Genomic DNA, 22912 nt, shown 5'->3' with positions numbered 1-22912 from the left:
TAAAAGTGCTGAATAACTAAAGAGCTAAGCCTTACAAAGACTTAACGAGCATAATAAACAAGACGCCCCTCACTGGTTACTCCCTCTATAATAAGGTGGTAACCTGAATTTAAAAGAGCAGGAAGAGCAATCTTAAAAGAGGTTCCACGCATCACTGGTTGCCAATAAGCTGTAAGCTGATTAGGCGTGAATGGCTGTGGTATTTGATAACCAAGAGTGGTGAAAGACTTGGTATTTGTGAGTGGAACCGACGTCACATTATAGTTCCCTTTCTTAGTAGTTATAGAGATAACTCCCATCCCTCCGGCTGTTCCCCATAGCACAGTTGAACCCGTCTTGAATACATCTACACGTTCAACATCAGCCATCTGAATATTGTCCAAATCATAGTCTTCATTCGCAAAGATACCATCGATGGCAATAGCCGCAGGATGTCTGCCCTCGATAGTCATTGCTCCACGAACGTAACACTTGCCAAATTCAACCGTTACACCAGGTATTCTCCGCAACAACTCATGCAGACATGTGGCTCCAACATCCTCTATGTCACGTAGACCAAACGAATAGTCTGCAGTACGCGCATAGGCATCTGAACGCGAAGCATAGCTTGGTCGGTGACTAAAGACGTGCACTTCATCCATTTTAATACTCCCATCTGTTACGTTCAAAGGCTCTTCCTCGACAAGAGAATCACTATTATGAAGCCATTTGAATGGCGGTAATGAAGCGGTAAAAGACGGATAACTGTCCTCGTCCAAATAGAGTTTTACCCATGCTTTATCCGCTTTTGTGAAAGCATTTAGGACGTATTGCGTACCATCAGGATAGTCCATTCCATCGAATACGAATTGCCCTTTTTCGTCGGTTTTAACGGCTGCGCAAAATCCACGATTAGGTGAGATGAGATTGACCATACCCCCTTTTATCGGTCTGTGACCTATGAGTGTCTCTACTTTCCCACGTATTTCTGCATTTGTTTCCACCTTTATTAAAGGTTGTTGGTATTGTTCCTTCAAGACATCCGATAGGTTATATCGTTGCCAGGAGTGATATTTTACGAAGTTATCTAGCCTTGGGTCTTGCAATAAAGAGGCTGGTTGCTCTAAGGCGTAACGCATATCTTCATCAATGAGGAGGTGAGAAAGGATGTTAGAATATCCATCTCTATTCTCCTCAGGCAGGCCTTTCACAAAGCGAATAGCAACATCCATCGTCTCATCGGGGTGGAGTTCTGGAGCAGTGATAGTGCATGGTAGGGTTCCATTTGAAGTCTGTGAAGTAGTATCAAGACTTACACTAAGGTTGCAAAACTCCCTCTTCTGATTAATAAAACATTGTTGCTCATCTATTTTGTTAAGGTCTGAATCTAATAGTAAAAACGAATGAATCCCATCTTGAATAAAGTCCTTTATTGGAAAGACAAGTACTTTCTGCGGACTTACTTTTGCAAAGTAAAAAGGAACAGAACGGCAATGTCCCAGCAACCAAAGTCCTCCTTTAGTTGCAAGAAGACTATCTTTGATAGTTACTTTAATATTATCTTTTTGTTTATTGATTGTTAGATAGTTATTAGATATTTCTTTTATACTATCTTGAAGGTTATTATTAAATGCAGAAAGAAGTTCTCCCACTCCTCCAACGAAGATACTCTTCGTACTCTCATAGCCCTTTACGTTCGTCATATTACGTGTGTAAGCCCGTAAGAGATAACGCCCTTTAGCGGCGTTATCGGGTATGTCTATATAACCAGTAAATGTTTGTTGATCTTGTAGAAGGCGGATACGTTTGATGACAACACGCTCTGGGTTGAGCAGTTCCACGTACACATATTGGCTCATGTCAGTAGGTTGATGCGAGATAGCATTCACTACGAAGACGCGTAAAGAGACCCGTTGCCCTGCTTGATAACAGCTAGCATCGGTGCAAACATAGGTTTTCTCTTGTGGAAACACATTCGCTTGATGAATGATATGGTCGTAGAAAGGATTGCCAGTCTGCGCTGACAAGGTAAGAGAAACTAGCAATATAAGGTATGAGAATATTATTCTTTTCATCATTCAAGTACTTTGTTTGTAGTTGACAGGACAAATATAAGAAATAAAAATGGATTCCTTTTGCTCTTCAAGAGATTTATGTCTTTGTTACAAGTAAATTTTAGTACTTTTGCAGATAGATATGTGTAGAAGGCAAAAAGAGAGCCTTCTCAGGTTGATAAGAAAGTAAAAAGAAACAATGATATACCCAAAGAACTTTGAACAAAAGATTGGTTTCAGTGAGGTGAGAGCCTTGCTTCGTGCGCGTTGTCTGTCTCCTTTAGGCAAAGAACGTGTAGATGCAATGATGTTCTCAACGGATGTTAAAGAGGTCATCAGGTGGTTAGAAGAGATAAGAGAGTTCCGCCGTATACAGGAAGGACAGGATGATTTCCCATTAGATAACTTCTTTGATGTACGTGAGAGTGTGGCTCGTATTCGTTTGGAGGGTACCCACATGGAGGTAGAGGAGCTTTTCGACCTAAAGAGATCACTAGAAACAATCATTGCTATTGTTGCTTTCTTGAGTCGTGGTGAAGCGACAGAACAAGGAGAGATAAAGCACTTTTATCCTGCTTTATACGACTTGGCGGATGGTATTGCGACCTTCCCACTATTGGTACAACGCATTTCACAGATTATTGATAAGTTCGGTAAGATGCGTGACAATGCGTCACCTGAATTGCTCCAGATACGTCGGGAGTTGGCAAGAACAGAGGGAAGTATATCTCGAACACTATACAGTATCTTGCGTTCGGCACAAGGAGAAGGACTCGTAGAAAAGGACGTTACACCTACAATTCGTGATGGTCGTCTGGTCATACCAGTTGCTCCTGGATTGAAACGGAGGATATCTGGTATTGTTCATGACGAGAGTGCAACAGGAAGAACGGTGTATATTGAACCGACAGAGGTGGTTGAAGCCAATAACAGAGTGCGTGAGTTGGAGAGCGAGGAACGACGTGAAATGATTCGTATTCTTACTGACTTCGCAAAGAAGGTGCGCCCTAATGTGCGTGAGATTATCGATTCCTATAGTCTCATGGCAGCGATTGACTTCATCAGAGCGAAAGCCGAGTTAGCACGTTACTTTAAAGCTTTTGAGCCAGAGGTAAAGGCTGAACCACATATAGACTGGATTCGTGCGATACATCCACTACTACAACTCTCATTGGAAAGAAAGTGTAAAGAGCGAATAAACACCTCATTATCAACAGAAGAAAAGGTATCCTCTAAAGATACAGATGATAGCCTGTCTGTACAAGAAATAGAACTTGTTTCCGAGGATGACAATACATCAACAGGTGTATCGAAGAGCGTTGTTCCACTTGATATTCAGCTGACAAAAGACAAGTATCTATTGATTATCTCGGGTCCAAACGCAGGTGGTAAGTCTGTGTGTTTGAAGACAGTTGGCTTGTTACAATATATGCTTCAATGTGGTCTATCTATACCTGTTGGAGATCGTTCCACTACTGGTCTCTTCTCCGATATAATGATAGATATAGGCGATGAACAGAGCATAGAGAATGATTTAAGTACGTATTCTTCGCACCTGATGAACATGAAGGTGATGATGAGACAAGCGTCTGATAGAACCTTAATACTCATTGATGAGTTCGGCACGGGGACGGAACCTCAGATTGGAGGAGCTATTGCGGAAGCAGTGTTAAAGCAGCTTTGGGAGAAGCACGCATGGGCAGTTATCACCACACACTATCAAAACTTAAAGCACTTCGCAGAGGCTCATCCAGGTACAGTGAATGGTGCCATGCTGTACGATAGGCATGAGATGCGCCCTTTATTCCAACTTGCTATCGGTAGACCTGGTAGTTCGTTTGCAATAGAGATAGCGCGTAAAACAGGTATTCCAGAGGCTGTTATCAAGGATGCCTCATCGATAGTTGGCAGTGATTACATCCAAAGTGATAAGTACTTACAAGACATAGTTAGGGACAAAAGATATTGGGAAGGTAAGAGGCAGACTATACATAGTCAGGAGAAAGAACTGTCGAAGAGTATTGCGCGATATGAGCGTGAGATTGATGCTTTGGAACAGAGTCGGAAGGATATTCTTAATCGTGCGAAACGACAGGCGGAAGAGCTTATCAAAGAGAGTAACAAGCGTATTGAGAATGCAATCAAAGAGATAAGAGAGAAGCAAGCAGAGAAGGAGGAAACAAAGAGAATACGACAGGAACTAGCGCAATATGAGGCTGGTTTGATGGATGAAGATAAGTTGAAACCATCTGACAAGTCGAATAAGAATAAACTGAAAAACGGCGGTTTGCTTTCTGATGAGGACTTCCAAAAGAAGGTAGATAAGATTAAGAATCGTAAAGAGAAGCATGAGCAACACCTCAAGACAAAGGCTGAAAAGCAGCAAGCAGCTGCTGAAGCCCTAAAGAATGCAGTACGGAAACAACAAAGCGGAGGCGTTATCATGACAGGTGATAGCGTACGTATTAAAGGTTTGACATCGGTAGGGAAAGTTGAATCAATCGATGGGAAACAGGCTACAGTCATCTTTGGTGGTATGCGAACAAAGATGTCTATCAGTCGATTGGAGCGTGCTGATGGCTCTACCCTACAACAGGAACAGAAGCAATTTCAGGCTTTTAACTATAGTAGGGAGACTCGTGAAACCATCGATAAGCATCGTAATCAATTCCATCAGGAGCTTGATGTGCGTGGTATGAGGGCTGATGAAGCATTGAATCAAGTGCAACATTTCATCGATGATGCTATCCTCGTCGGAGCAAGTCAAGTGCGTATCTTACATGGAAAAGGTAATGGTATCTTGCGTCAACTCATACGTCAATACCTCGGAACAGTGCCTAATGTGACGAATTATCGTGATGAACACGTACAATTTGGAGGTGCTGGTATCACTGTGGTAGAGCTTTAACGCATGGTAGTCCACCTTATATAATAATACAACTCATCGGTATTCACAATGTCACCGAGTACCAAGCAATAATAAAAACAGATGTACGTTTATATGATAATATGGGTTATCTAAGGCTTTTACATATCTTTGGTACACAACAGAAAAGCGTTGTCATGGCTATTAGTATGCTATTGATACTTAGCTCATGTGGCGCAGATCGCAATATAAAGAAGGGTGATAAGTACCTTTCCATGGGTGAGTATTATAATGCAGCAACGCAGTTCAAGACTGCTTACCAGCGTACCCCACCTAAGGAGAGACGGCAACGTGGACTCATCGCAACGAAGTTAGCAGAATGTTATGACCGCATTTCGTCATATCAAAGTGCGATAGCTGCCTACAGAAATGTCATCCGTTATAAATTAGATAATGGTGAGACACATAAGAAACTGGCTGACAATCTAATGAAGAATGGTAGTTACAAGGATGCTATAAAGGAGTATCAAATAGCTTTGGATTCGTTACCTGGCAACCAATTTATCATTCAGAGCCTTGAAGCAGCTACTTTGGCAACACAAGCGAAGGAGTTGGGTTCGAAGTACATAGTCAAGCGGATGGATGTATTTAACTCTCGTCGGCAGGATTACTCACCAATGCTTTATGGTGATAAATTCGATCAGCTCTATTTCACCTCGACCCGTAATGATGCGCAAGGAGACGATATTAGTGGTATTACTGGTGCTAAGGCGGGTGACATCTTCGTAAGTGAAAAGGACGACAAAGGCAAGTGGAGTGTGCCTCGAGATATAGCTTCTGGACTCAACACAGACGCTGATGAGGGTACACCAGCATTCTCCGCAGATGGTAGAGAGATGTATATTACGCAATGCTTAATAGATCCCACTTATCCTCGATATGCCCAGATTGCTGTGAGCAACCGCACGGATGCAGCGTGGAGTAAGGCTACTAAGTTAGAAATCAGTCGTGATTCGCTATCGAGTTTCGCACATCCTGCCCTCTCACCAGATGGTAATTGGCTTTATTTCACTAGTGATATGCCAGGCGGAAAAGGTGGTCTTGACATCTGGAGAGTGCGCCTTAGCGGTGGAACTACTGGTGGTGTTGAGAACCTCGGAGAGCCTATCAACACACCAGGAGACGAGGAGTTCCCAACCTTCCGACCCAATGGTGACCTCTACTTCTCTAGTAATGGACATGGAGGAATGGGCGGTTTAGATATCTATATAGCAAAGGTTGGTAACGACCACCACTATCATCTAGAGCATCCGGGATACCCTCTTAATTCACAGGGAGACGACTTTGGAATGACATTTGAGGGTCGATACAACCGCGGATACTTCTCTTCTAATCGTAACGATGGGCGTGGTTGGGATCATATCTATAGCTTTGAACTACCCGAAGTGATACAGACTATCAAGGGATGGGTGTATGAGATGGATGGTTACGAACTGCCCGCTGCACAGGTATTCATGGTTGGTGACGATGGAACTAACAAGAAGTTGGCTGTCAAGGGAGATGGTTCTTTTGAACAGGAGATACGTCCAGGCGTCAATTACGTGCTACTTGCGACCTGCAAAGGATACTTAAATCATAAGGAAGAGATACATGTTTCACCTGTTGGGGAGTCCAAGGAGTATACGCTCCAGTTCCCTCTTGCTGGCATTAACGTACCTGTCTTGATTGATAACATCTTCTATGACTTTGACAAAGCGACGCTTCGTCCAGAGTCCGAAAAGGCTTTGGATGATCTAGTTAAGCTCCTTAACGAGAATCCCAACGTAACTATTGAACTCTCAGCACACACTGATTACATTGGATCTGCCGATTACAACAAACGCTTGTCACAGCGTCGTGCGGATGCAGTAGTGGCTTATCTCACCGCACATGGGATTGCACAAGACCGCTTGACACCTGTTGGTTATGGTAAGGAACGTCCTAAGAAGATTCGAAAGAAGCTCACAGAGAAGTACAACTGGCTAAAGGAAAACGATGTTCTAACTGAGGATTTCATTAAGAAACTACCAAAGGATAAACAAGAGATATGCAATCAGCTCAATCGTAGAACAGAGTTCATTGTTCTTCGAACGACCTATGGTATGTTTGATGACAAGGGTAATTTGAAACAGAAACCCAAGCCGAAAACAACGCAGAAGAGCGTTGATGAGGATGAAATTATCGTTGAGTAGACTATGTGCTATCCGATAGTCTCGAAGTGAAATGATATGATAAAAGATAAGAACCAGCAGCAAACAACAGAACAGGCAGACGTTCGCTCTAATATAAATAAGGTGAACGAGGCACCCACATTGCCTCCTTCTTTTGTTGATTATACCTATAAACTCTTTGGAAAGGAATTGTTTGAAGTATTCCTCAAAGGGCTTACACAACCTGCACCAGTTAGTATTCGATTGAATAACTATAAGTTATCTGCGATGGAGAAAGTGAACCCTAATCTTCATCCAGAGCCCATTCCATGGTGCAGAGAGGGCTTTTGGCTGGCAGAGAGACCGAACTTTACCTTTGATCCCATGCTCCATGCAGGTGTTTACTATGTGCAGGAAGCTTCATCAATGTTCCTCTCTCACGTACTTCGTCATTATGTGAAACACCCCGTAATGGCACTCGATCTCTGTGCTGCACCTGGTGGAAAGACCACTTGCGCACGCTCCTCTCTACCACAAGGGGCGTTCCTCTTTAGCAATGAACCTATCTCCAAGCGTGCTCAAATACTTGCAGAAAACGTGCAGAAGTACGGTCATTCGGGTGTAGTAGTTACCAATAACTACCCAAGGGAATACCAGAAAACGAAGCTGGCATTCGATGTTATCATTGCAGATGTACCTTGTTCGGGGGAAGGGATGTTCCGTAAAGACCCTCAAACGATTGCAGAATGGAGCCCAGCAAACGTTGAGAACTGTTGGAAACTACAGCGTAGTATTATCTCAGATATATGGGATAACCTCAAACCAGGTGGTCTTCTCATTTACTCTACATGTACTTTCAATGCCCATGAAGACGAAGAGAATGTAGCATGGATACTTGAGGAATATGGTGCGGAGTTGCTTCCTGTCCCAACAGAAGAGGCTTGGAACATAACAGGGTCACTGATTGGTAATCCTTTAAAAACGGCTTCTGACTTCCCTGTTTATCGTTTTATACCTGGTAAGACACGTGGTGAAGGACTCTTCATGGCGGTCATTCGCAAACGAGGAGAGGATGAAAACCTACAAAAAGAGATAGCTCTTGACCCCTCAAAAGCCGTTGCTGAAGCAAGAAAACGGCTTCGCATCCTTAGTTACGGAGTAAAAGAAGGAATACAGAAGGGCAAGACCATCATCCCAGATCATACATTGGCTCTTTCGATAACAGGTGATACTTCCATTTATCCTAATATAAAAGTTGACTACCCCACTGCCATTAGCTATCTTCGACATGAAGCCATCACACTCGGCAGCGAAGTCCCTCGTGGCATTATCCTCCTTACTTATAAGCACCATAAAATAGGCTTTGCAAAGAACTTAGGGAATCGTGCTAACAACCTTTACCCACAAGAGTGGAGGATTAAAAGTGGGTATATTCCAAACGAGGTAGTGGTTATTACAGAAACAGATAAACAATAACACATCCATAATTATGCAACAGTATTTAGACTTACTAAGCCGCATTCTCAATGAAGGAGTGCATAAAGGCGACCGCACGGGGACGGGTACTCTATCCGTATTTGGTAATCAGATGCGCTTCAATCTACGTGATGGTTTCCCATTACTAACCACTAAGAAGCTCCATTTGAAGAGTATTATTTATGAGTTACTATGGTTCCTTCGCGGTGATACCAATATACATTATCTACAAGAGCATGGCGTTCGTATATGGAATGAATGGGCTGATGAAAATGGCGAGCTAGGTCCCGTTTATGGTCATCAATGGCGTTCTTGGCCTGATTACAAAGGCGGAACTATCGACCAGATAACTAATGTTCTCGAACAGATAAAGCATAATCCTAACTCTCGCCGTATGCTTGTTACGGCATGGAACCCAGCCGAGGTTGATGAGATGGCGTTACCCCCTTGCCATTGTCTCTTTCAGTTTTATGTGGCAGACGGACGCCTTTCTTTACAGCTTTATCAGCGATCGGCAGATACCTTCCTCGGCGTTCCGTTTAATATTGCCTCTTATGCTCTTCTCTTGCAGATGATGGCTCAAGTAACAGGATTAGAGGCTGGGGAATTTATCCACACAACGGGTGATACGCATCTATACAGCAATCATCTCGAGCAGGCAAAACTACAACTCACACGTACACCTCGCCCTCTTCCGAAGATGAAGATCAACCCTGATGTGAAGGATTTGTTTGCCTTTAAGTACGAAGACTTCGAACTCGTAGATTATAACCCATACCCACATATATCAGCAGAAGTGGCTGTCTAACGCTTATGGAACTAAATATTATAGCAGCAGTAGCGGCTAATCGCGCTATTGGATATCGAAATGATATGGTCTATTTCATACGTGAGGACCTCAAGAGATTCAAGCAGTTAACAACGGGACATGTCGTTATCATGGGGCGTAAAACATTCCATTCTCTACCCAAGGGAGCACTCCCCAACAGAAGAAACATTGTATTGAGTCGAACGGAGAAGGACTTTAAGGGTTGTGAGGTTTATACTTCTTTAGATGAAGCACTGCGCCATATTAGTACTGACGAACAGGCTTTTATCATTGGTGGTGCTAGCTTATATAAGGAGGCATTAGGCATTGCCAACCGTCTATACCTTACTGAGATTGCAGACAGCCCGGCACAAGCTGACGTCTTCTTCCCACCTTATAATGATGGTACTTGGCGTATTGAATCCCGTGAGGAACACCCAGCTGCGGATGGTAACCCACCCTATTCATTTGTAAACTACATTCGAAAGTGAGTTAAGAAAGCTCTTCCTTGATACGAAGAAGGTGCGAAGGTTTGGACTAATAGTAGTCCTAACCAACGCACCAACAAATCTATTATTATGGAAATGGGTATCTTTTAATGTCTTAGATACTTATCGTATTGAGCCTTAGTAAGAATCTTCTTTAACTCAGCGTTGTATGCTGTACGCTTCTCACAAGGCTGATTTCTCTTGCATTCCTTAGCCTCAGACTGACATTCTTTATTGTCTTTCTTACATGTTGATGAGCTGTTCTTGCAATCAGACTTAGCCTCCTTATTACACTCATTTGTACATTCCTTCTTGCAACCAGATGTACAATTTCCTTTTCCAGCAGCACTGCAACAAGCCTTATTCTCGGTTTTCTCACATCTTTGTTCAGCCTTGTTACATTCTTTCTTACAGCTTCCCTTTGTCTCACAAGCCTGCTTTTCAGCCTTATGACAATCTTCGCTTTGCACAAAGAGATCAGCATATTTCTCATTAAGTTGCAATAGTTTCTTTGCCTGTTTGGCGTTAAGTCCCAACTTGCTAACCATCTTGTCTGTCACATGCTGTGGTGTTGCAGTGCGCTTATGACAGTCACCTTTTTGTTGAACCAATGCTATTTCGTTAGCATTGATAGCGTTTACATCCTTTGCAGATAAAGCCATTGATGACATCAAGCAAACTGCAATCAGTGATAATGTTATACGTTTCATATCATTCTTTTATTTGTTATTACTATATCGCTCAAGCCTCACCAACAACGTTATTAAGTTGTTTATGCGTTTGAACAAATGCAAAGATACAATACAAAAGGGATTTGTACAAATTACAGATAAGTATTATTAGTCGTGAAAGAGGCTTTTTAATAATTATTAATGAAAGCCCTTTTCTTATGTATGATATATATGTTGTATCTTTGCGCTCACAATCAAGTATGATTGTACTTATTATCTTTTAATACAGAGAAGGGTAATTTTATGAAAGAAGAAAATAGATTGAAAGCGCAAGAGCGGATGAATGATAGCAGTGTTTATAAGGCTATGGAACAAACACAAAGGGTTATGGATGACTATTATCTAGATGGTATTCTCGGTCTTCTTCCCTATGGTATTGGCGACATTCTTTCGGCTCTCTTCGCTTTACTCTATGTATGGTTTGCTTTCGTAAAGATACGTAGTATTCCCCTTGCATTAGCCATTATCAATAATAGTTTGCGTGATGTTCTCTTTGGAATGATACCTTTTTATATAGGAGATGTCATCGACTTCTTCCATAAGGCGAACCGAGAAAATATGCAACTTGTGCGTGGCTTCGTTGAAGGAGACAAGGAGGTGATACGCGATGTGAACCGCAAAGCTGTTCAAAGTGCCATTCTCATTGTCTTAATGATTGTTTTAATCATTGCGATGATAGTCCTTCTTGTAAGTTTGACCACGTGGCTTATTCATCTTATCGGCTCTTTGTTTTAGCCGATAAGACGAATGATTGTAGCGGAATCAATCACGATGTATCACGCTACCACTGCCTTGGTGCGTGGCAAGAACTAATACTTCTGCCACTTGCACATGTGCTGGAGCCGATGCTGCATAGTATGCCACATCAGCAATATTAGCCCCTGTTAGGGGTTGAATACCTCTATATACACCCTCCGCACGAGCGTCATCTCCATGGAAACGAACATTTGAGAAGTGTGTCTCTACAAGCCCTGGTTTCACATTCGTAACACGTATGTTGGTTGAAGCAAGGTCTATCCTTAAACCATCAGTGAAGGTTTTCACAGCTGCTTTCGTCGCACAATAAACATTCCCATTGGCGTAGGCAGCATCGCCAGCAACCGACCCTATATTAATAATGTGTCCACTATTACGTTGCACCATACGTGGTGTAACGAGGCGAGTCATTGTTAGGAGCCCTTTAATATTCGTATCTATCATTGTCTCCCAATCGTCCCAATGACCTTCATAAGCTGGTTCTAAGCCAAGAGCTAAGCCTGCATTATTAATAAGAACGTCTATATCTTGCCATTCAACCGTTAAACTCTCGATCGCTTTCGTGGCTGCTGCTCGGTTCCTAATATCAAATGCTAAGGCAAGAACCTTTGCTCCTTCAGCCTCAAGTTTCTTCCTTAGTTCTGCCAGAAGTTGCGCTCTTCTGCCTGTGATAATCACGTTATATCCACCTTGAGCAAACCGATGTGCACAAGCCTCACCGATACCACTTGTAGCTCCAGTTACTAGTACTGTTTTCTTCATATATTTGATTTTTAAGATGTTACTCTTCAGTTATTTGTTAGATACAATGACGCCAATTAAAATCAAGGCACTGCCTATGTAGGCAATAGCTGTCATAGGTTCACTCAGCCAAATAGCACTTGCCACGACTGTTGTAATTGGGTTTAGATATTGATAGTTAGACGCTGTCATCACTCCAAGTCGTTCAATGACAACCGTCCACAAAGCGAAGCATAAGAAGGAAGCAACTAGTCCTAAGAGCAAGAGATTGAATGCTACTTTAGGTGTAAGGAGCGTTGCAAGGCTCACTGTCCATGGATCAATCAAGAACATCGGGAGCACTGTCAGCAATCCATAAAAGAATAGCTTACGTGTGATAAACACGGCTGAATATCTCTCAGACACGCTCTTCATTAATAATGTATAGACCGCCCAGCAAACTGCAGTGAGTAATGCCAATAAGTCGCCCCAAGGGTTCAAATGCAGGATAAAGCTGCCATTGAAGATGACTAGTCCTACACCCACAAGGGCTATCAAAGAGCCAACTATCAATGTCCATGTTGCCTTTATACTCTTCACAAAGACGATTCCGAGAATAACTGTCACTAGTGGAGATGTAGACGTGATAAAGCTCACGTTATTCACATAAGTTAGTGCAACGGCTGAGTTCTCAGCGACAAAGAAGAGGGAACCACCCGTTATCCCGAGTAATAGCATGGTACCTTCATCACGCCAACTATTGGCAAATAGCTTTCGAGGAGAGATAAACCAAATAGCGACATAAGCGATAAGGAATCGCAGAAAGAATATCTCCGAAGGGGTGAGACCACTATTATACAATATCTTTGTATTTACAAAGGTTGTCCCCCAAACAGCGACTACTCCCACTGCTAATAGGTGCCATAATAACTTTTGATTCATGATGATGTCTATTCTACGTAGTGAAGTATTTGCGCAAAGGATTAGCTATCTTGCGCCCTTTGGTGATAAGTATTAGCACCGAAGCTATGATTAACACTGACCCTATTAAGGCTGTCATTGTGAGTGGTTCACCCATTAATGTGATACCAATGGTCATGGCTGTCAGAGGTTCGAAGGCTCCAAGTATGGCAACACTAGCCGAATCAATCAGGGTTAACGAACGCACAAGTGTAACATTACTAATGGTTGTAGGAACAAGTCCCAATAGTACCAATGATATCAGCGAACGACCATCTCCTATCTTCTGCACGTCTCCCGTTGTGAAAGAAGAGTACAATATCAGGAAGAGCATAGCAATGAAAAAGATATAAAAATTCACCTTCAAAGCTGGTAACTTGCTTACTCGCATATGTGGGAAGATAACCATATAAATGGCATATAACAATCCTGACAACATTGCCAAGACCACTCCTAGCATAGACTTAATGCCTCCTGTTTGTCCAATACCACCCAAGAAGAACACGCCAATGATAGCACATACGATTGCAATGACGATTCTTAACGTTACTTTCTCATGGTAGAAGAGGATGAGAAGGACCTCTGTCCATACGGGATAAGAGAACAGTAAGGTTGTAGCAACGCCTCCCGGCATATACTCATAACTGCTAAACAATGCCACAGCAGATACCGAATACATAAGGGATAAGAAGGCTATCCGCAGTCCATCTCCCCACTTCAAATGTAGGTTCTGACGCCTCCATAGAAGGAAACCCATCATAAACAAGCAACCGAAAGCAAAGCGATAAATGAGTACAGAAGGCAACTCCATTCCTGCTTCCATCACTGGAATAGAGAATAGAGGGATAGTTCCGAAGGTTATTGCAGACAAACTCGCATAACCATAACCTTTGACAGTTGATGATGTATTCACTACTTGTTATTTATGGATTGGATAATCATTTACATTTGCAAATATACTCAATTAATTGCAAAGATGCCAACGAAAGAATAAGAAAAGATATACAGAAGTGGGAATGAGTGTCGCTCCTTCTTTCCTTAAAAATGCAGAAGTGCTTAACAGCTATTGCCATGGACTTAAAGAAGAGAGGCTCTCTTCATAGCAAGGAAAGGCTCTTCTTCATGCAACGGAACGCCCTCTTCAAATAGAGAAAGGCGTCTCTTCCCCTGCACGCTTTTGTTCCTTTAGAAACTTGGGGGCTCTAAATGAATTCATTCAATCCGTGTCTTCCATATTAAGAACGTATTTCCTAACGGGCTTCTGTTAAGTACATCCTTTCTAAAGTAACGTAGTTAGAATTACAGAAAAGTTTTTCTTTTATCTAAACCATTATATTATTTGATTACAAGATACTTATAATTAAAGGGTTAATTATTAACTTTATCCATTATAAAAGAGTAATTAAACGCAAGGAAACAAGATTTTTCTCGATTTTTTTTCGTTACTTTGTAGCCCAAATAAGTTGGTTAGGTGCAATGCTGATAGATTCTTATACAATCTTTCGTAAAGCCCTGTAATTGAAAAGAAAAGTAACAATTATGTGTAAGGTAACAAACAACAAGAAGAGAATATTATTCATTTGTCTAGGCAATATATGCCGTTCTCCGGCGGCTCATGCCGTTATGCAACACCTAGTTGACGAACGGGGATGTAGCAACCTGTATGAGATTGACTCGGCAGGAATAGGTAATTGGCATGTTGGACAGCTCCCCGACAAGCGAATGAGAGAGCATGGAAGGAGACGCGGATACGATTTGAATCATCATGCAAGGCAGTTTGATGCACGTAAGGACTTCGCTTATTTCGATCTTATTGTGGTCATGGACGAAGATAACTATCGATATATTACGTCGCAAGCAGCCGATGCGACTGCTCGAGGAAAGGTCGTTCGTATGGCTGATTATTTCACTCGTCATAAGGATGCAACCTGTGTTCCTGACCCTTACTATGGTGGTCCGGAGGACTTCGAGTTGGCATTAGACTTAATAGAAGATGGTTGTGAGGGATTGATTTAATCATCTCCAGCACCCTTCAAAGGCAAAGATATAAGCTCATGGGAGCCATAGTAGCAAGGCTATTAAGGTTGAATTGGTGTGCAACTTGGGGTCGCCTTGTCTGCAAGAAGCAAGAGGAGAAAGGGTAAGCAATGCTATCCTCTTTCCTCCCTAATTGGATAGAAGCATGGAGTGAAGCGTCTTATTTACGAATAATAATGCGTTTTTCGCTTACTATCTATCGTTAATTCGTTTTTTTTCTGTTACTTTGTAGACATAAACTAAATGGTAATAGCAAAAGATACTCCGTCCTTTTAAATCGCACGAAATGGAGAGTACGCTAGCAATACTAACGTGATGAATATGAAAAAGAGCATGAGATGGCTCATTGCTATTGTAGTAGCACCAGTCGTCCTATTCCTCCTCTTGGTAGTACTTCTTTATTGTCCTCCTGTACAGAACTGGGCAGTAAAGCAGGTTGCAACCTATGTGTCGAATCATACGGGGATGCAGGTTAGTATCGATCGGGTAAACCTCTCCTACCCTTTAGACCTCCAGTTGGATGGTTTAAAGATGATAAAAGCAAATGACTCCATACCTACTCAGAAGGATACTGTCGCAGATGTACATCGTTTAGTGGCTAGTATTGGCTTATTGCCATTGCTTGATAAGCGTGTAGAAGTAAACGAATTGACATTCACGGGACTAAAAGCTAATACCACAAACTTCATTGGTGACTTACGAATTAAGGGTAACTTGCAACGCTTACACATTGTGAGTCATGCTGTAAACCTCGTTGGTGACTCTGTAAGAGTGAATAAGGCGGAAGTTGAAGGAGGCTGGATTGATGTTGCATTGGGCGACACTGTACCTGAAGATCCGCACAAGCAGAAACCCTTGTGGCGCATAAATATAGATAAGCTAAACCTTGTTAAGACTGATTTTAGGCTCCACATGCCAGGCGACACGATGGTAGTTCGAGCGCAATTCAGCGATGCTAAGGCTCGAGGAGCAGAACTTCTATTGCATGACAACATATATAAAGTGGCTGACATAGACTGGCATGGCGGTGCACTTAACTATGACAAAACTTTCGTAAGACCTACTCCTGCAGGCTTCGATGCGGCTCATATCGCCATGACAGAGGTTAACTTGGGTATAGACTCGTTCCTTTATGCAGCTCCAAAGATATCTCTTCGTGTTCGTGCAGGCAACTTCAAAGAACGAAGTGGACTTGTTGTGCGTGACTTGCGATGTCCCTTTAGGATGGATGCAACGTCTATCCAATTGCCATCCCTTTATCTTCTCATGCCGAATAGTGAGCTAACAGGAAGTTTACGAATGGATATGAATGCCTTTGATGACGCTCATCCTGGTACACTTAACGCCCACATGGATGGCTATGTGAGCAAGACTGACCTGCAGCCATTGCTTACTTCCATTCCTCGAAATATCTATCAGGCGATGCCAGGAGGGCGATTGATCATACAGGGAACTCTTGCAGGCAACCTTCGCTCGGCTTCCTTCCGTCAGTTGAGACTTGCTATGCCGGGCTACTTCGACCTTACTGGAACGGGATGGGTTGCCGATATGATGGCAAAGAATAAGGCTTTACGCAGTGACTTACGCCTCAAAGGTGTGGCTCAAAACCTTGGTTTCGTTCAGAAGCTATTGCCAATAAGTATTAGAAAGACCATTGCCTTGCCTAAAGCGGTAGCTGTTGATGGTAATATTCATGTGCGGAAAAATCTTTATACAGGCACAATGTCACTAGCACAAGGTGGTGGTAAGATTCGTGTGGAAGGTGCTTTTAACCCCGCAAACAGCCAGTATCGCCTTGTAGCTAGTGCAACGAACTTCCCGATACAACGCTTTTTACCACACATGGGATTGTCACCTTTCACGGGAAGTGTGCGTATGCAAGGGCATGGAACGGACTTTATGAATCCACAATCGTCCACTAACTTGAGTCTTCGTATTCGTCGTTTCAGTTATGGGAAGTATGTACTTGATGGATTGAATGGAGATATTTCTAAACATGGTGAGCAACTTTCAGCCCATATAAAGAGTGTGAATAAGATGCTCGGGGGCGATTTCACTTATAAAGGAAAGGTTAGCCAAAAGTTAGTGGATGGTCATTTGCGAGGCTGGTTGAGCCGTGTTGACCTCCATGCGTTGGGTGGGATGCAGGAAAGATACGTCGTTTCTACCTGGACCGACATGGATGTTCGTTCTGATATGAAGGCTAATCATCACGTTCAAGGGGTCGTCCGTAAGTTCAAAGTATTGCAAGAAGGGCACAAGCGAAGTGCTCTCCTGGCTGCAGGTGACTTCAATGTGAAGGCTGACATACGTAATAATAATATGTTAGCACACCTTAATGGAAACCTTACAGAGGCTAACCTCAAAGCCTTAGGACTGATTGATAAACAATACATTGTGGCTGCAGGAGCCGATATAGAGCTTCGTTCAGATCTTAAGAAGTCCTTTGCTGTGAATGGTCACATAGGTGATTTGGCGGTAGATGACGTTAGAAAGAACGGACGAGTAGCCTTGGTACGTGGTAGCTTCAACCTTGATCTAACGAAGAAGGGCAATAAGATGGATGGTTCTATCAATGGGCTGTTCCCGCAAGTAGACTTCTATCAACTTGGAATCATAGATAAGCCGCTATCAAGCAAGTTTGCTGTTAATGCAGACTTCGGTATGGAAGGCAGTGATAATATGCGTCTTAATGGCAAGTTGGCAGACCTACAAGTGAATGACGGAAAGCGTAGTTATGCACCAGGTGATGTCAATTTGGATTTAACCAGTATGCGTGATTCTGTACATGTAGCCCTTGATGGTGGGGATTTCCACCTCAATACCGCCTTCAATGGGAGCGTTGATCAGATGGCAAAGACGGGTAATAAACTCGTAAAAACACTACGGGAGCAAATTCACAATAGGCGTATTGACCAGCCAGCTATCATCCGCTTGTTGCCAATAGGGCATTTCACTTTACGCAGTGGGCGTGGTAATCTGTTTAGCAACATACTTGAGAAAGATGGATACGCATTCAGTTTGGCAGATATCAATATATCTTCTTCACCGCATGAAGGCGTCAATGGTAAGGTTAGGATTGATTCCTTAGTATATAATGACATACACCTTGATAGTGTGAGGGTGAATCTTACGAGTGTAGATGGACAGTTGAATTATGATGCCGCAGTACTGAATAAAGCGGATAATACCTACCCTTACCATGGACATTTGCGTGGTGTGCTATACGAACACGGCTTACAAACACATGCAACAATACTTGATAACAAAGGACAAACAGGCTTCGACCTTGCTTTGCAGGCTGCAATGGTAGGTCGAGGAATACGCCTTTCTATCACTTCTCCACAAGCCATCTTAGGTTATAAGGCGTTTACTGCAAATGATTCGAACTATATTTACATAGCACGTGATCGCCGCTTATCAGCGAACTTGCGTCTTATGTCTTCAGACGGAGCGGGTATGACGATAACAACAGAGGATGAGGACACGACGTCACTACAGAATGTTACGATCTCAATGAACCAATTTGAACTGGGCAGTCTGTTTAAGGTTCTTCCCTTCTCACCCAATATGTCTGGTGTTCTTAATGGTGATTATCATATCATACAAACGCGCTCTGACCTATCAATCTCTAGTGATATGACCATCAACAAACTGGTCTATGAGAACTGTCCAATGGGTAACGTCGGTACTCAATTCGTGTATATGCCAAAGGGAGATGGCTCTCATTACGTTGATGCTATTATAACGAAAGATGGTGAAGGGGTGGGTTCCTTGTCGGGTACTTATCGTGCAGAAGGGCGTGGAGAGTTGGATGCTACACTAGATATGAACCATTTCCCACTCAGTTATATCAATGGTTTTGTACCCGATCAGATCGTTGGTCTCGAGGGCGTTGGGGAGGGTTCTCTAACATTGAAAGGGCCTTTGAAGAACCTAGATATCAATGGAGAGGTGTACTTAGACTCGACTTACTTGGTAAGTGCACCATATGGAATAAGGATGCGATTTGCCGATGATCCAGTCACAATACGTAATAGTCATATAGAGTTCGAGAACTTTGAGATGTTCGCAAGTAATGGTTCGCCACTTGACATTTCGGGCTCTCTTGACTTCTCATCATTGGATAATATGCGTCTTGATGCACGTATGCAAGCAAAGAACTTCCAGGTTATCAATGCTCGAAAGAACCCACGTTCTGAGGTCTACGGAAACGCATTTGTAGACTTTGCTGGTCAAGTAAGTGGACCATTAAACAACCTTTATTTGGTTGGAAAACTTGATGTTCTCGGTACGACTGATATGACTTATATTGTACGAGATGGTACTTTGGCAACAGATACGGAACTGAAAGATCTTGTTAAATTTACGAACTTCAAGGATTCAACAGTTGATGTTGTCAAGCGTCCAGACATAACTGGTTTCTCTATGTCAATGCTTGTTAATGTTGATGAACAAGCGCATCTCATGTGCTCTCTCAATGCTGATAACTCCAACTACCTAGCCTTTACGGGTGGAGGTGATCTACGATTAGAATACAATCCAACCAATGGTGTGCGATTGAGAGGACGCTATACTCTGAATGACGGAAAGATGAAGTATTCTCTTCCTGTTATACCACTTCGCACGTTCAACATACAAGATGGGAGTTATGTAGAGTTCACTGGAGACCCAATGAAGCCAACTCTTAGTATCGTTGCAACCGAAGATGTGCGCACAACAGTATCGAATGGTAATGAGGGAAGAATAGTCGACTTTAAGTGTGGAGTGAGCCTTACTAAGCAATTCCCTAAGCCTGGAGTAGAGTTTATTATTAGTGCTCCAGAGGATCAAGAAATGCAGAATACGCTGAATACAAAGAGCGTTGAAGAGCGCTCAAAGCTTGCAGTAACAATGCTTGCATCGGGTATGTATCTTGATGGAAGTAACTCCACAAGTGCTAATACAGCGATGGGTGGTGCCTTAGCTGGCTTCTTGCAGACTCAAGTTAACGCCATTACGGGCAAAGCACTCAACTCTATGGGACTCGACCTATCGGCTAATATGGAGAGTGCAGCAGATGTTAATGGAACGTTGCACACTGACTATACGTTCAAGTTCAGCAAGAGGTTGTGGGATAATAGGCTTCGCATCATTATCGGCGGACGTGTTTCTACAGGCTCGCAGTTCGCTGAAGAGAATGGAGCCTACTTCGATAACTTCTCTTTGGAGTACCGACTTAACCAGAAGGAAACCAAGTATCTCAAGCTTTACTATGAGCGAGAAGCATACGACTGGTTGGAAGGTAACCTTAGTGAATATGGTGCCGGATTCATGTGGAGACGCAAGTTAGGAAGCTTCAGGGATATTTTCCACTTCAAAAATGATAGTCCTATTGTGGCTCCAAAAGTAGAGGCTCCACACAAGGACAGCCTAATTAATTTTGTTAATGAGAAGAGATAAGAACTATAATAGGCGTTTTGCCCTCATCTGTCTGTTGATGATGAGTGGTCTTGTACTGCTCCTTTCGGCATGTAGTACGACCTCTGCTATCCCCGATGGAGAGCAGTTGTATATTGGAATGGAGCCTACCATCTATCGCAACTATCAGTCTAATAAACATTTTACGGCTACTCAGGAAGAGCTTGATTTAGTACTTGCAACACCTCCAAATGCCGCTTTATTAGGAAGTCCAAGTCATCGTTCTCCATTCCCAGTAGGCCTTTGGATATGGAATGCCTTTACACCTGATACAGCAAAGGTCAGCCGTTGGCTTGTACGAACATTTGGGTCTACTCCAGTCTTAATGAGCAACACAACACCCGATCTTCGCGTCACTGTAGGACAGAACTTACTACGTAAAAGAGGTTATTTCAATGGTAAGATCAACTACGAGAAACTAACACAGAAGAATCCAAAGAAGGGTAAATTGCAATACACAGTGGACATGGGTCACCTGTGGACAATAGACTCTCTACGTTACACAAACTTCCCTGCTACGGCTGATAGTCTCATCATTAAGAATCAAGATAAGGCTCTCTTACATAAGGGAGATGCGTTCGATGTGGCCACATTAGAGCACGAACGTAAGCGCATAACAGACCTATTTCGAGACAACGGATACTATTATTACCAGAACAATTACGCAAGTTATCTAGCTGACACAACGAATGTTCATGGTGTAGCAAACGTACGTTTACAGATGGTTGATTCGATTAGTTCGAATGCATTAAAGCCTTGGTACATAGGTAAAGTGACAATTAACTTGCAGCGACAGGTTATGGAGCAGTTGCACAATAAACAGACTTTTCGAGATGTAACTGTCAATTACAATGGTAAACGAACGCCTCTCCGCCTACGCACAATAGCTAATGATCTGAAGGTATGGCCGGGTTCCTTATATAATAATGAGCTTGTGGAACGTAGTCAGCAGCAGTTAAATGGAAGTGGACTATTCGCTGCTACCAACTTTACCTTTACTCCTCGTGATAGCACGGACAGCTGTAATGTATTAGACATGACAGTCGATTGCACCTTTGATAAGCGTTATGACTTTTATATTGAGGCGTATGCTAAGGGCAAGACAAGTGGACTCTTTGGTCCAGAAGGGAATATCGGACTCATTAAACGCAATACTTTTCGAGGTGGAGAAAAGCTTGATTTGCGTGCTCATGGCTCTTATGAATGGTCGTATAACAATGATGATAATGGGCAAGATAAGCTTGGTGTGACCAATTATAACTATGGTCTGGAGGGGAGTCTACAAATTCCTCGCCTCATAAACCCCTTTGTCTTACCGCCAAGAAAGAAGTGGGAACGCATTCAGAAGAAGATTGCTGAGGCCGAAGCAAGGGGCATTGAATATACACCAAAGCCTCCCCGCACTTACTATACCACTCCAACAACAACCCTAAAGGCGTCTGTTGATGTGTTAAACCGCGCCAAGTACTTTAAGAGACATGTAGTTTCTGGAGAGCTGACATACCAGTGGCAGCCTAATGAATGCAATAGTTTCTCTTATTCCCCACTCTCTTTAACTTACGAATACATGCACAAGGTAACGAATCGTTATCGTGCTCTTATTGATAGTATACCCTATCTTGAAGTGTCAATGGCCGATCAGTTCATTCCGAAGATGATGTTCCAATATACTCACATGAGCCCTTCTAATTATAGAAACCCCATCAAGTTCTGGGCAACTGTTAGTGAGGCTTCTAACATACTAGCTGCGACTTATGCTGCAACAGGGCACCGCTGGAGTGAAAAGAACAAACAACTCTTTAAGAATCCATTTGCTCAATTCTTCAAAGTAGAGCTTAATTTCACTAAGATTTGGGCTCTTGCCGAAAAGAGCAGTATTGCTTTTCATGCCAACACAGGTGCAGCTTGGGCTTATGGAAATAGTAAGGTAACCCCTTACACAGAGCAGTTTTTCGTTGGAGGAGCCAATAGTATTCGTGCTTTCAACGCCCGTCAGATAGGTCCGGGACGCTATCGTTCCTCTTACCGAAACCGCTCTTACGTTGAACAAACAGGTGATTTGAAGTTCCAAATGAACCTTGAATACCGTCCCCACCTGCTTGGTTCACTCTATGGAGCCGTCTTCTTGGATGCAGGTAACGTCTGGACACTACATCATGATACGGGTCGTGAGGGCGGACAGTTCGTTTTCAAGGATGCTTTTAAGCAAATGGCATTAGGAACGGGAGTTGGTCTTCGATATGACCTTGGCTTCTTTATGCTTCGTATCGATTGGGGAATTGCCCTGCATGTACCCTATGATACAGGTAAGAGAGGGTTCTATAATATAAGTAAGTTAAGTGATGCCAATACCTTCCATCTGGCTATTGGTCTCCCCTTCTAAACTAT

At 42.8% G+C, this 22912-nt stretch carries 14 protein-coding genes; 9 read left to right on the top strand and 5 right to left on the bottom strand.

Translation table 11 applies throughout. The features are described 5' to 3' along the window. Positions 1-41: 41 nt before the first annotated feature. Positions 42-2057 carry a TonB-dependent receptor plug domain-containing protein gene (locus HMPREF9969_RS06525; protein WP_009435070.1) on the bottom strand — a complete coding sequence of 672 codons (2016 nt, stop codon included), beginning with the start codon at positions 2055-2057 and terminating at the stop codon, positions 42-44. A gap of 175 nt (positions 2058-2232) precedes the next feature. Here HMPREF9969_RS06525 and HMPREF9969_RS06520 point away from each other — a divergent pair, with 175 nt between their 5' ends. The 5 genes from HMPREF9969_RS06520 to HMPREF9969_RS06500 all read left to right on the top strand — a co-directional run bounded on the left by HMPREF9969_RS06520 (position 2233) and on the right by HMPREF9969_RS06500 (position 9863). Next, positions 2233-4941, top strand: coding sequence for an endonuclease MutS2 (locus tag HMPREF9969_RS06520; protein ID WP_009435054.1), 2709 nt, complete (start codon positions 2233-2235; stop codon positions 4939-4941). Positions 4942-5042: 101 nt separating this feature from the next. Further along, positions 5043-7130 (top strand): OmpA family protein, encoded by a 2088-nt coding sequence (locus tag HMPREF9969_RS06515; RefSeq protein ID WP_036895303.1) that lies wholly within the window; start codon positions 5043-5045, stop codon positions 7128-7130. Between the two features lie 36 nt (positions 7131-7166). Then, positions 7167-8564 (top strand): methyltransferase RsmF C-terminal domain-like protein, encoded by a 1398-nt coding sequence (locus tag HMPREF9969_RS06510; protein WP_009434983.1) that lies wholly within the window; start codon positions 7167-7169, stop codon positions 8562-8564. Between the two features lie 13 nt (positions 8565-8577). After that, on the top strand, positions 8578-9372 hold the full coding sequence (locus tag HMPREF9969_RS06505) for a thymidylate synthase (protein ID WP_009435029.1): 795 nt from the start codon (positions 8578-8580) through the stop codon (positions 9370-9372). Between the two features lie 5 nt (positions 9373-9377). Further along, a complete protein-coding gene (locus HMPREF9969_RS06500; RefSeq protein WP_009435065.1) occupies positions 9378-9863 on the top strand; it encodes a dihydrofolate reductase in 486 nt (161 codons plus the stop codon). 104 nt (positions 9864-9967) lie between these two features. Here HMPREF9969_RS06500 and HMPREF9969_RS06495 read toward each other — a convergent pair whose 3' ends face one another. Continuing rightward, positions 9968-10570, bottom strand: coding sequence for a hypothetical protein (locus HMPREF9969_RS06495; RefSeq protein ID WP_009434986.1), 603 nt, complete (start codon positions 10568-10570; stop codon positions 9968-9970). A 264-nt stretch (positions 10571-10834) separates the two neighbouring features. Here HMPREF9969_RS06495 and HMPREF9969_RS06490 point away from each other — a divergent pair, with 264 nt between their 5' ends. Then, positions 10835-11326: a DUF4112 domain-containing protein gene (locus tag HMPREF9969_RS06490; RefSeq protein WP_009435005.1), complete on the top strand. Its 492-nt coding sequence runs from the start codon at positions 10835-10837 to the stop codon at positions 11324-11326. A 27-nt stretch (positions 11327-11353) separates the two neighbouring features. Here the strand turns inward: HMPREF9969_RS06490 and HMPREF9969_RS06485 are convergent, their stop codons facing one another. Genes HMPREF9969_RS06485 through HMPREF9969_RS06475 form a run of 3 tightly spaced genes read right to left on the bottom strand, consistent with a single transcriptional unit; the run spans position 11354 to position 13940 of the window. Next, positions 11354-12109 (bottom strand): SDR family oxidoreductase, encoded by a 756-nt coding sequence (locus tag HMPREF9969_RS06485; RefSeq protein ID WP_009435009.1) that lies wholly within the window; start codon positions 12107-12109, stop codon positions 11354-11356. A 30-nt stretch (positions 12110-12139) separates the two neighbouring features. Continuing rightward, entirely contained in the window at positions 12140-13009 is an 870-nt protein-coding gene (locus HMPREF9969_RS06480; RefSeq protein ID WP_009435059.1) for a DMT family transporter, read from the bottom strand. A gap of 13 nt (positions 13010-13022) precedes the next feature. Continuing rightward, a complete protein-coding gene (locus tag HMPREF9969_RS06475) occupies positions 13023-13940 on the bottom strand; it encodes a DMT family transporter (protein WP_009435004.1) in 918 nt (305 codons plus the stop codon). A 626-nt stretch (positions 13941-14566) separates the two neighbouring features. Here HMPREF9969_RS06475 and HMPREF9969_RS06470 point away from each other — a divergent pair. From HMPREF9969_RS06470 to HMPREF9969_RS06460, 3 genes are all read left to right on the top strand, one after another. Beyond that, positions 14567-15043, top strand: a complete 477-nt coding sequence (locus HMPREF9969_RS06470) for a low molecular weight protein-tyrosine-phosphatase (protein ID WP_009435018.1) — start codon at positions 14567-14569, stop codon at positions 15041-15043. A 336-nt stretch (positions 15044-15379) separates the two neighbouring features. Then, on the top strand, positions 15380-20506 hold the full coding sequence (locus HMPREF9969_RS06465; protein WP_009435045.1) for a translocation/assembly module TamB domain-containing protein: 5127 nt from the start codon (positions 15380-15382) through the stop codon (positions 20504-20506). Beyond that, positions 20493-22907: a BamA/TamA family outer membrane protein gene (locus HMPREF9969_RS06460; protein WP_009435031.1), complete on the top strand. Its 2415-nt coding sequence runs from the start codon at positions 20493-20495 to the stop codon at positions 22905-22907. The genes HMPREF9969_RS06465 and HMPREF9969_RS06460 overlap by 14 nt, the downstream gene beginning before the upstream one ends. Positions 22908-22912 lie beyond the last annotated feature (5 nt).

The organism is Prevotella sp. oral taxon 306 str. F0472, assembly GCF_000257925.1.
GTDB classification, from domain to species: domain Bacteria; phylum Bacteroidota; class Bacteroidia; order Bacteroidales; family Bacteroidaceae; genus Prevotella; species Prevotella vespertina.
Note: the sequence above shows the minus strand (reverse complement) of the source record. Positions and strands in the feature narration are given on the sequence as shown.

Bases quoted from the DNA above. Each gene is read 5' to 3' on its own strand.
- HMPREF9969_RS06525 (WP_009435070.1), bottom strand. From the start codon at position 2,057: ATGATGAAAAGAATAATATTCTCATACCTTATATTGCTAGTTTCTCTT.
- HMPREF9969_RS06520 (WP_009435054.1), top strand. From the start codon at position 2,233: ATGATATACCCAAAGAACTTTGAACAAAAGATTGGTTTCAGTGAGGTG.
- HMPREF9969_RS06515 (WP_036895303.1), top strand. From the start codon at position 5,043: ATGGGTTATCTAAGGCTTTTACATATCTTTGGTACACAACAGAAAAGC.
- HMPREF9969_RS06510 (WP_009434983.1), top strand. From the start codon at position 7,167: ATGATAAAAGATAAGAACCAGCAGCAAACAACAGAACAGGCAGACGTT.
- HMPREF9969_RS06505 (WP_009435029.1), top strand. From the start codon at position 8,578: ATGCAACAGTATTTAGACTTACTAAGCCGCATTCTCAATGAAGGAGTG.
- HMPREF9969_RS06500 (WP_009435065.1), top strand. From the start codon at position 9,378: ATGGAACTAAATATTATAGCAGCAGTAGCGGCTAATCGCGCTATTGGA.
- HMPREF9969_RS06495 (WP_009434986.1), bottom strand. From the start codon at position 10,570: ATGAAACGTATAACATTATCACTGATTGCAGTTTGCTTGATGTCATCA.
- HMPREF9969_RS06490 (WP_009435005.1), top strand. From the start codon at position 10,835: ATGAAAGAAGAAAATAGATTGAAAGCGCAAGAGCGGATGAATGATAGC.
- HMPREF9969_RS06485 (WP_009435009.1), bottom strand. From the start codon at position 12,109: ATGAAGAAAACAGTACTAGTAACTGGAGCTACAAGTGGTATCGGTGAG.
- HMPREF9969_RS06480 (WP_009435059.1), bottom strand. From the start codon at position 13,009: ATGAATCAAAAGTTATTATGGCACCTATTAGCAGTGGGAGTAGTCGCT.
- HMPREF9969_RS06470 (WP_009435018.1), top strand. From the start codon at position 14,567: ATGTGTAAGGTAACAAACAACAAGAAGAGAATATTATTCATTTGTCTA.
- HMPREF9969_RS06465 (WP_009435045.1), top strand. From the start codon at position 15,380: ATGAATATGAAAAAGAGCATGAGATGGCTCATTGCTATTGTAGTAGCA.
- HMPREF9969_RS06460 (WP_009435031.1), top strand. From the start codon at position 20,493: ATGAGAAGAGATAAGAACTATAATAGGCGTTTTGCCCTCATCTGTCTG.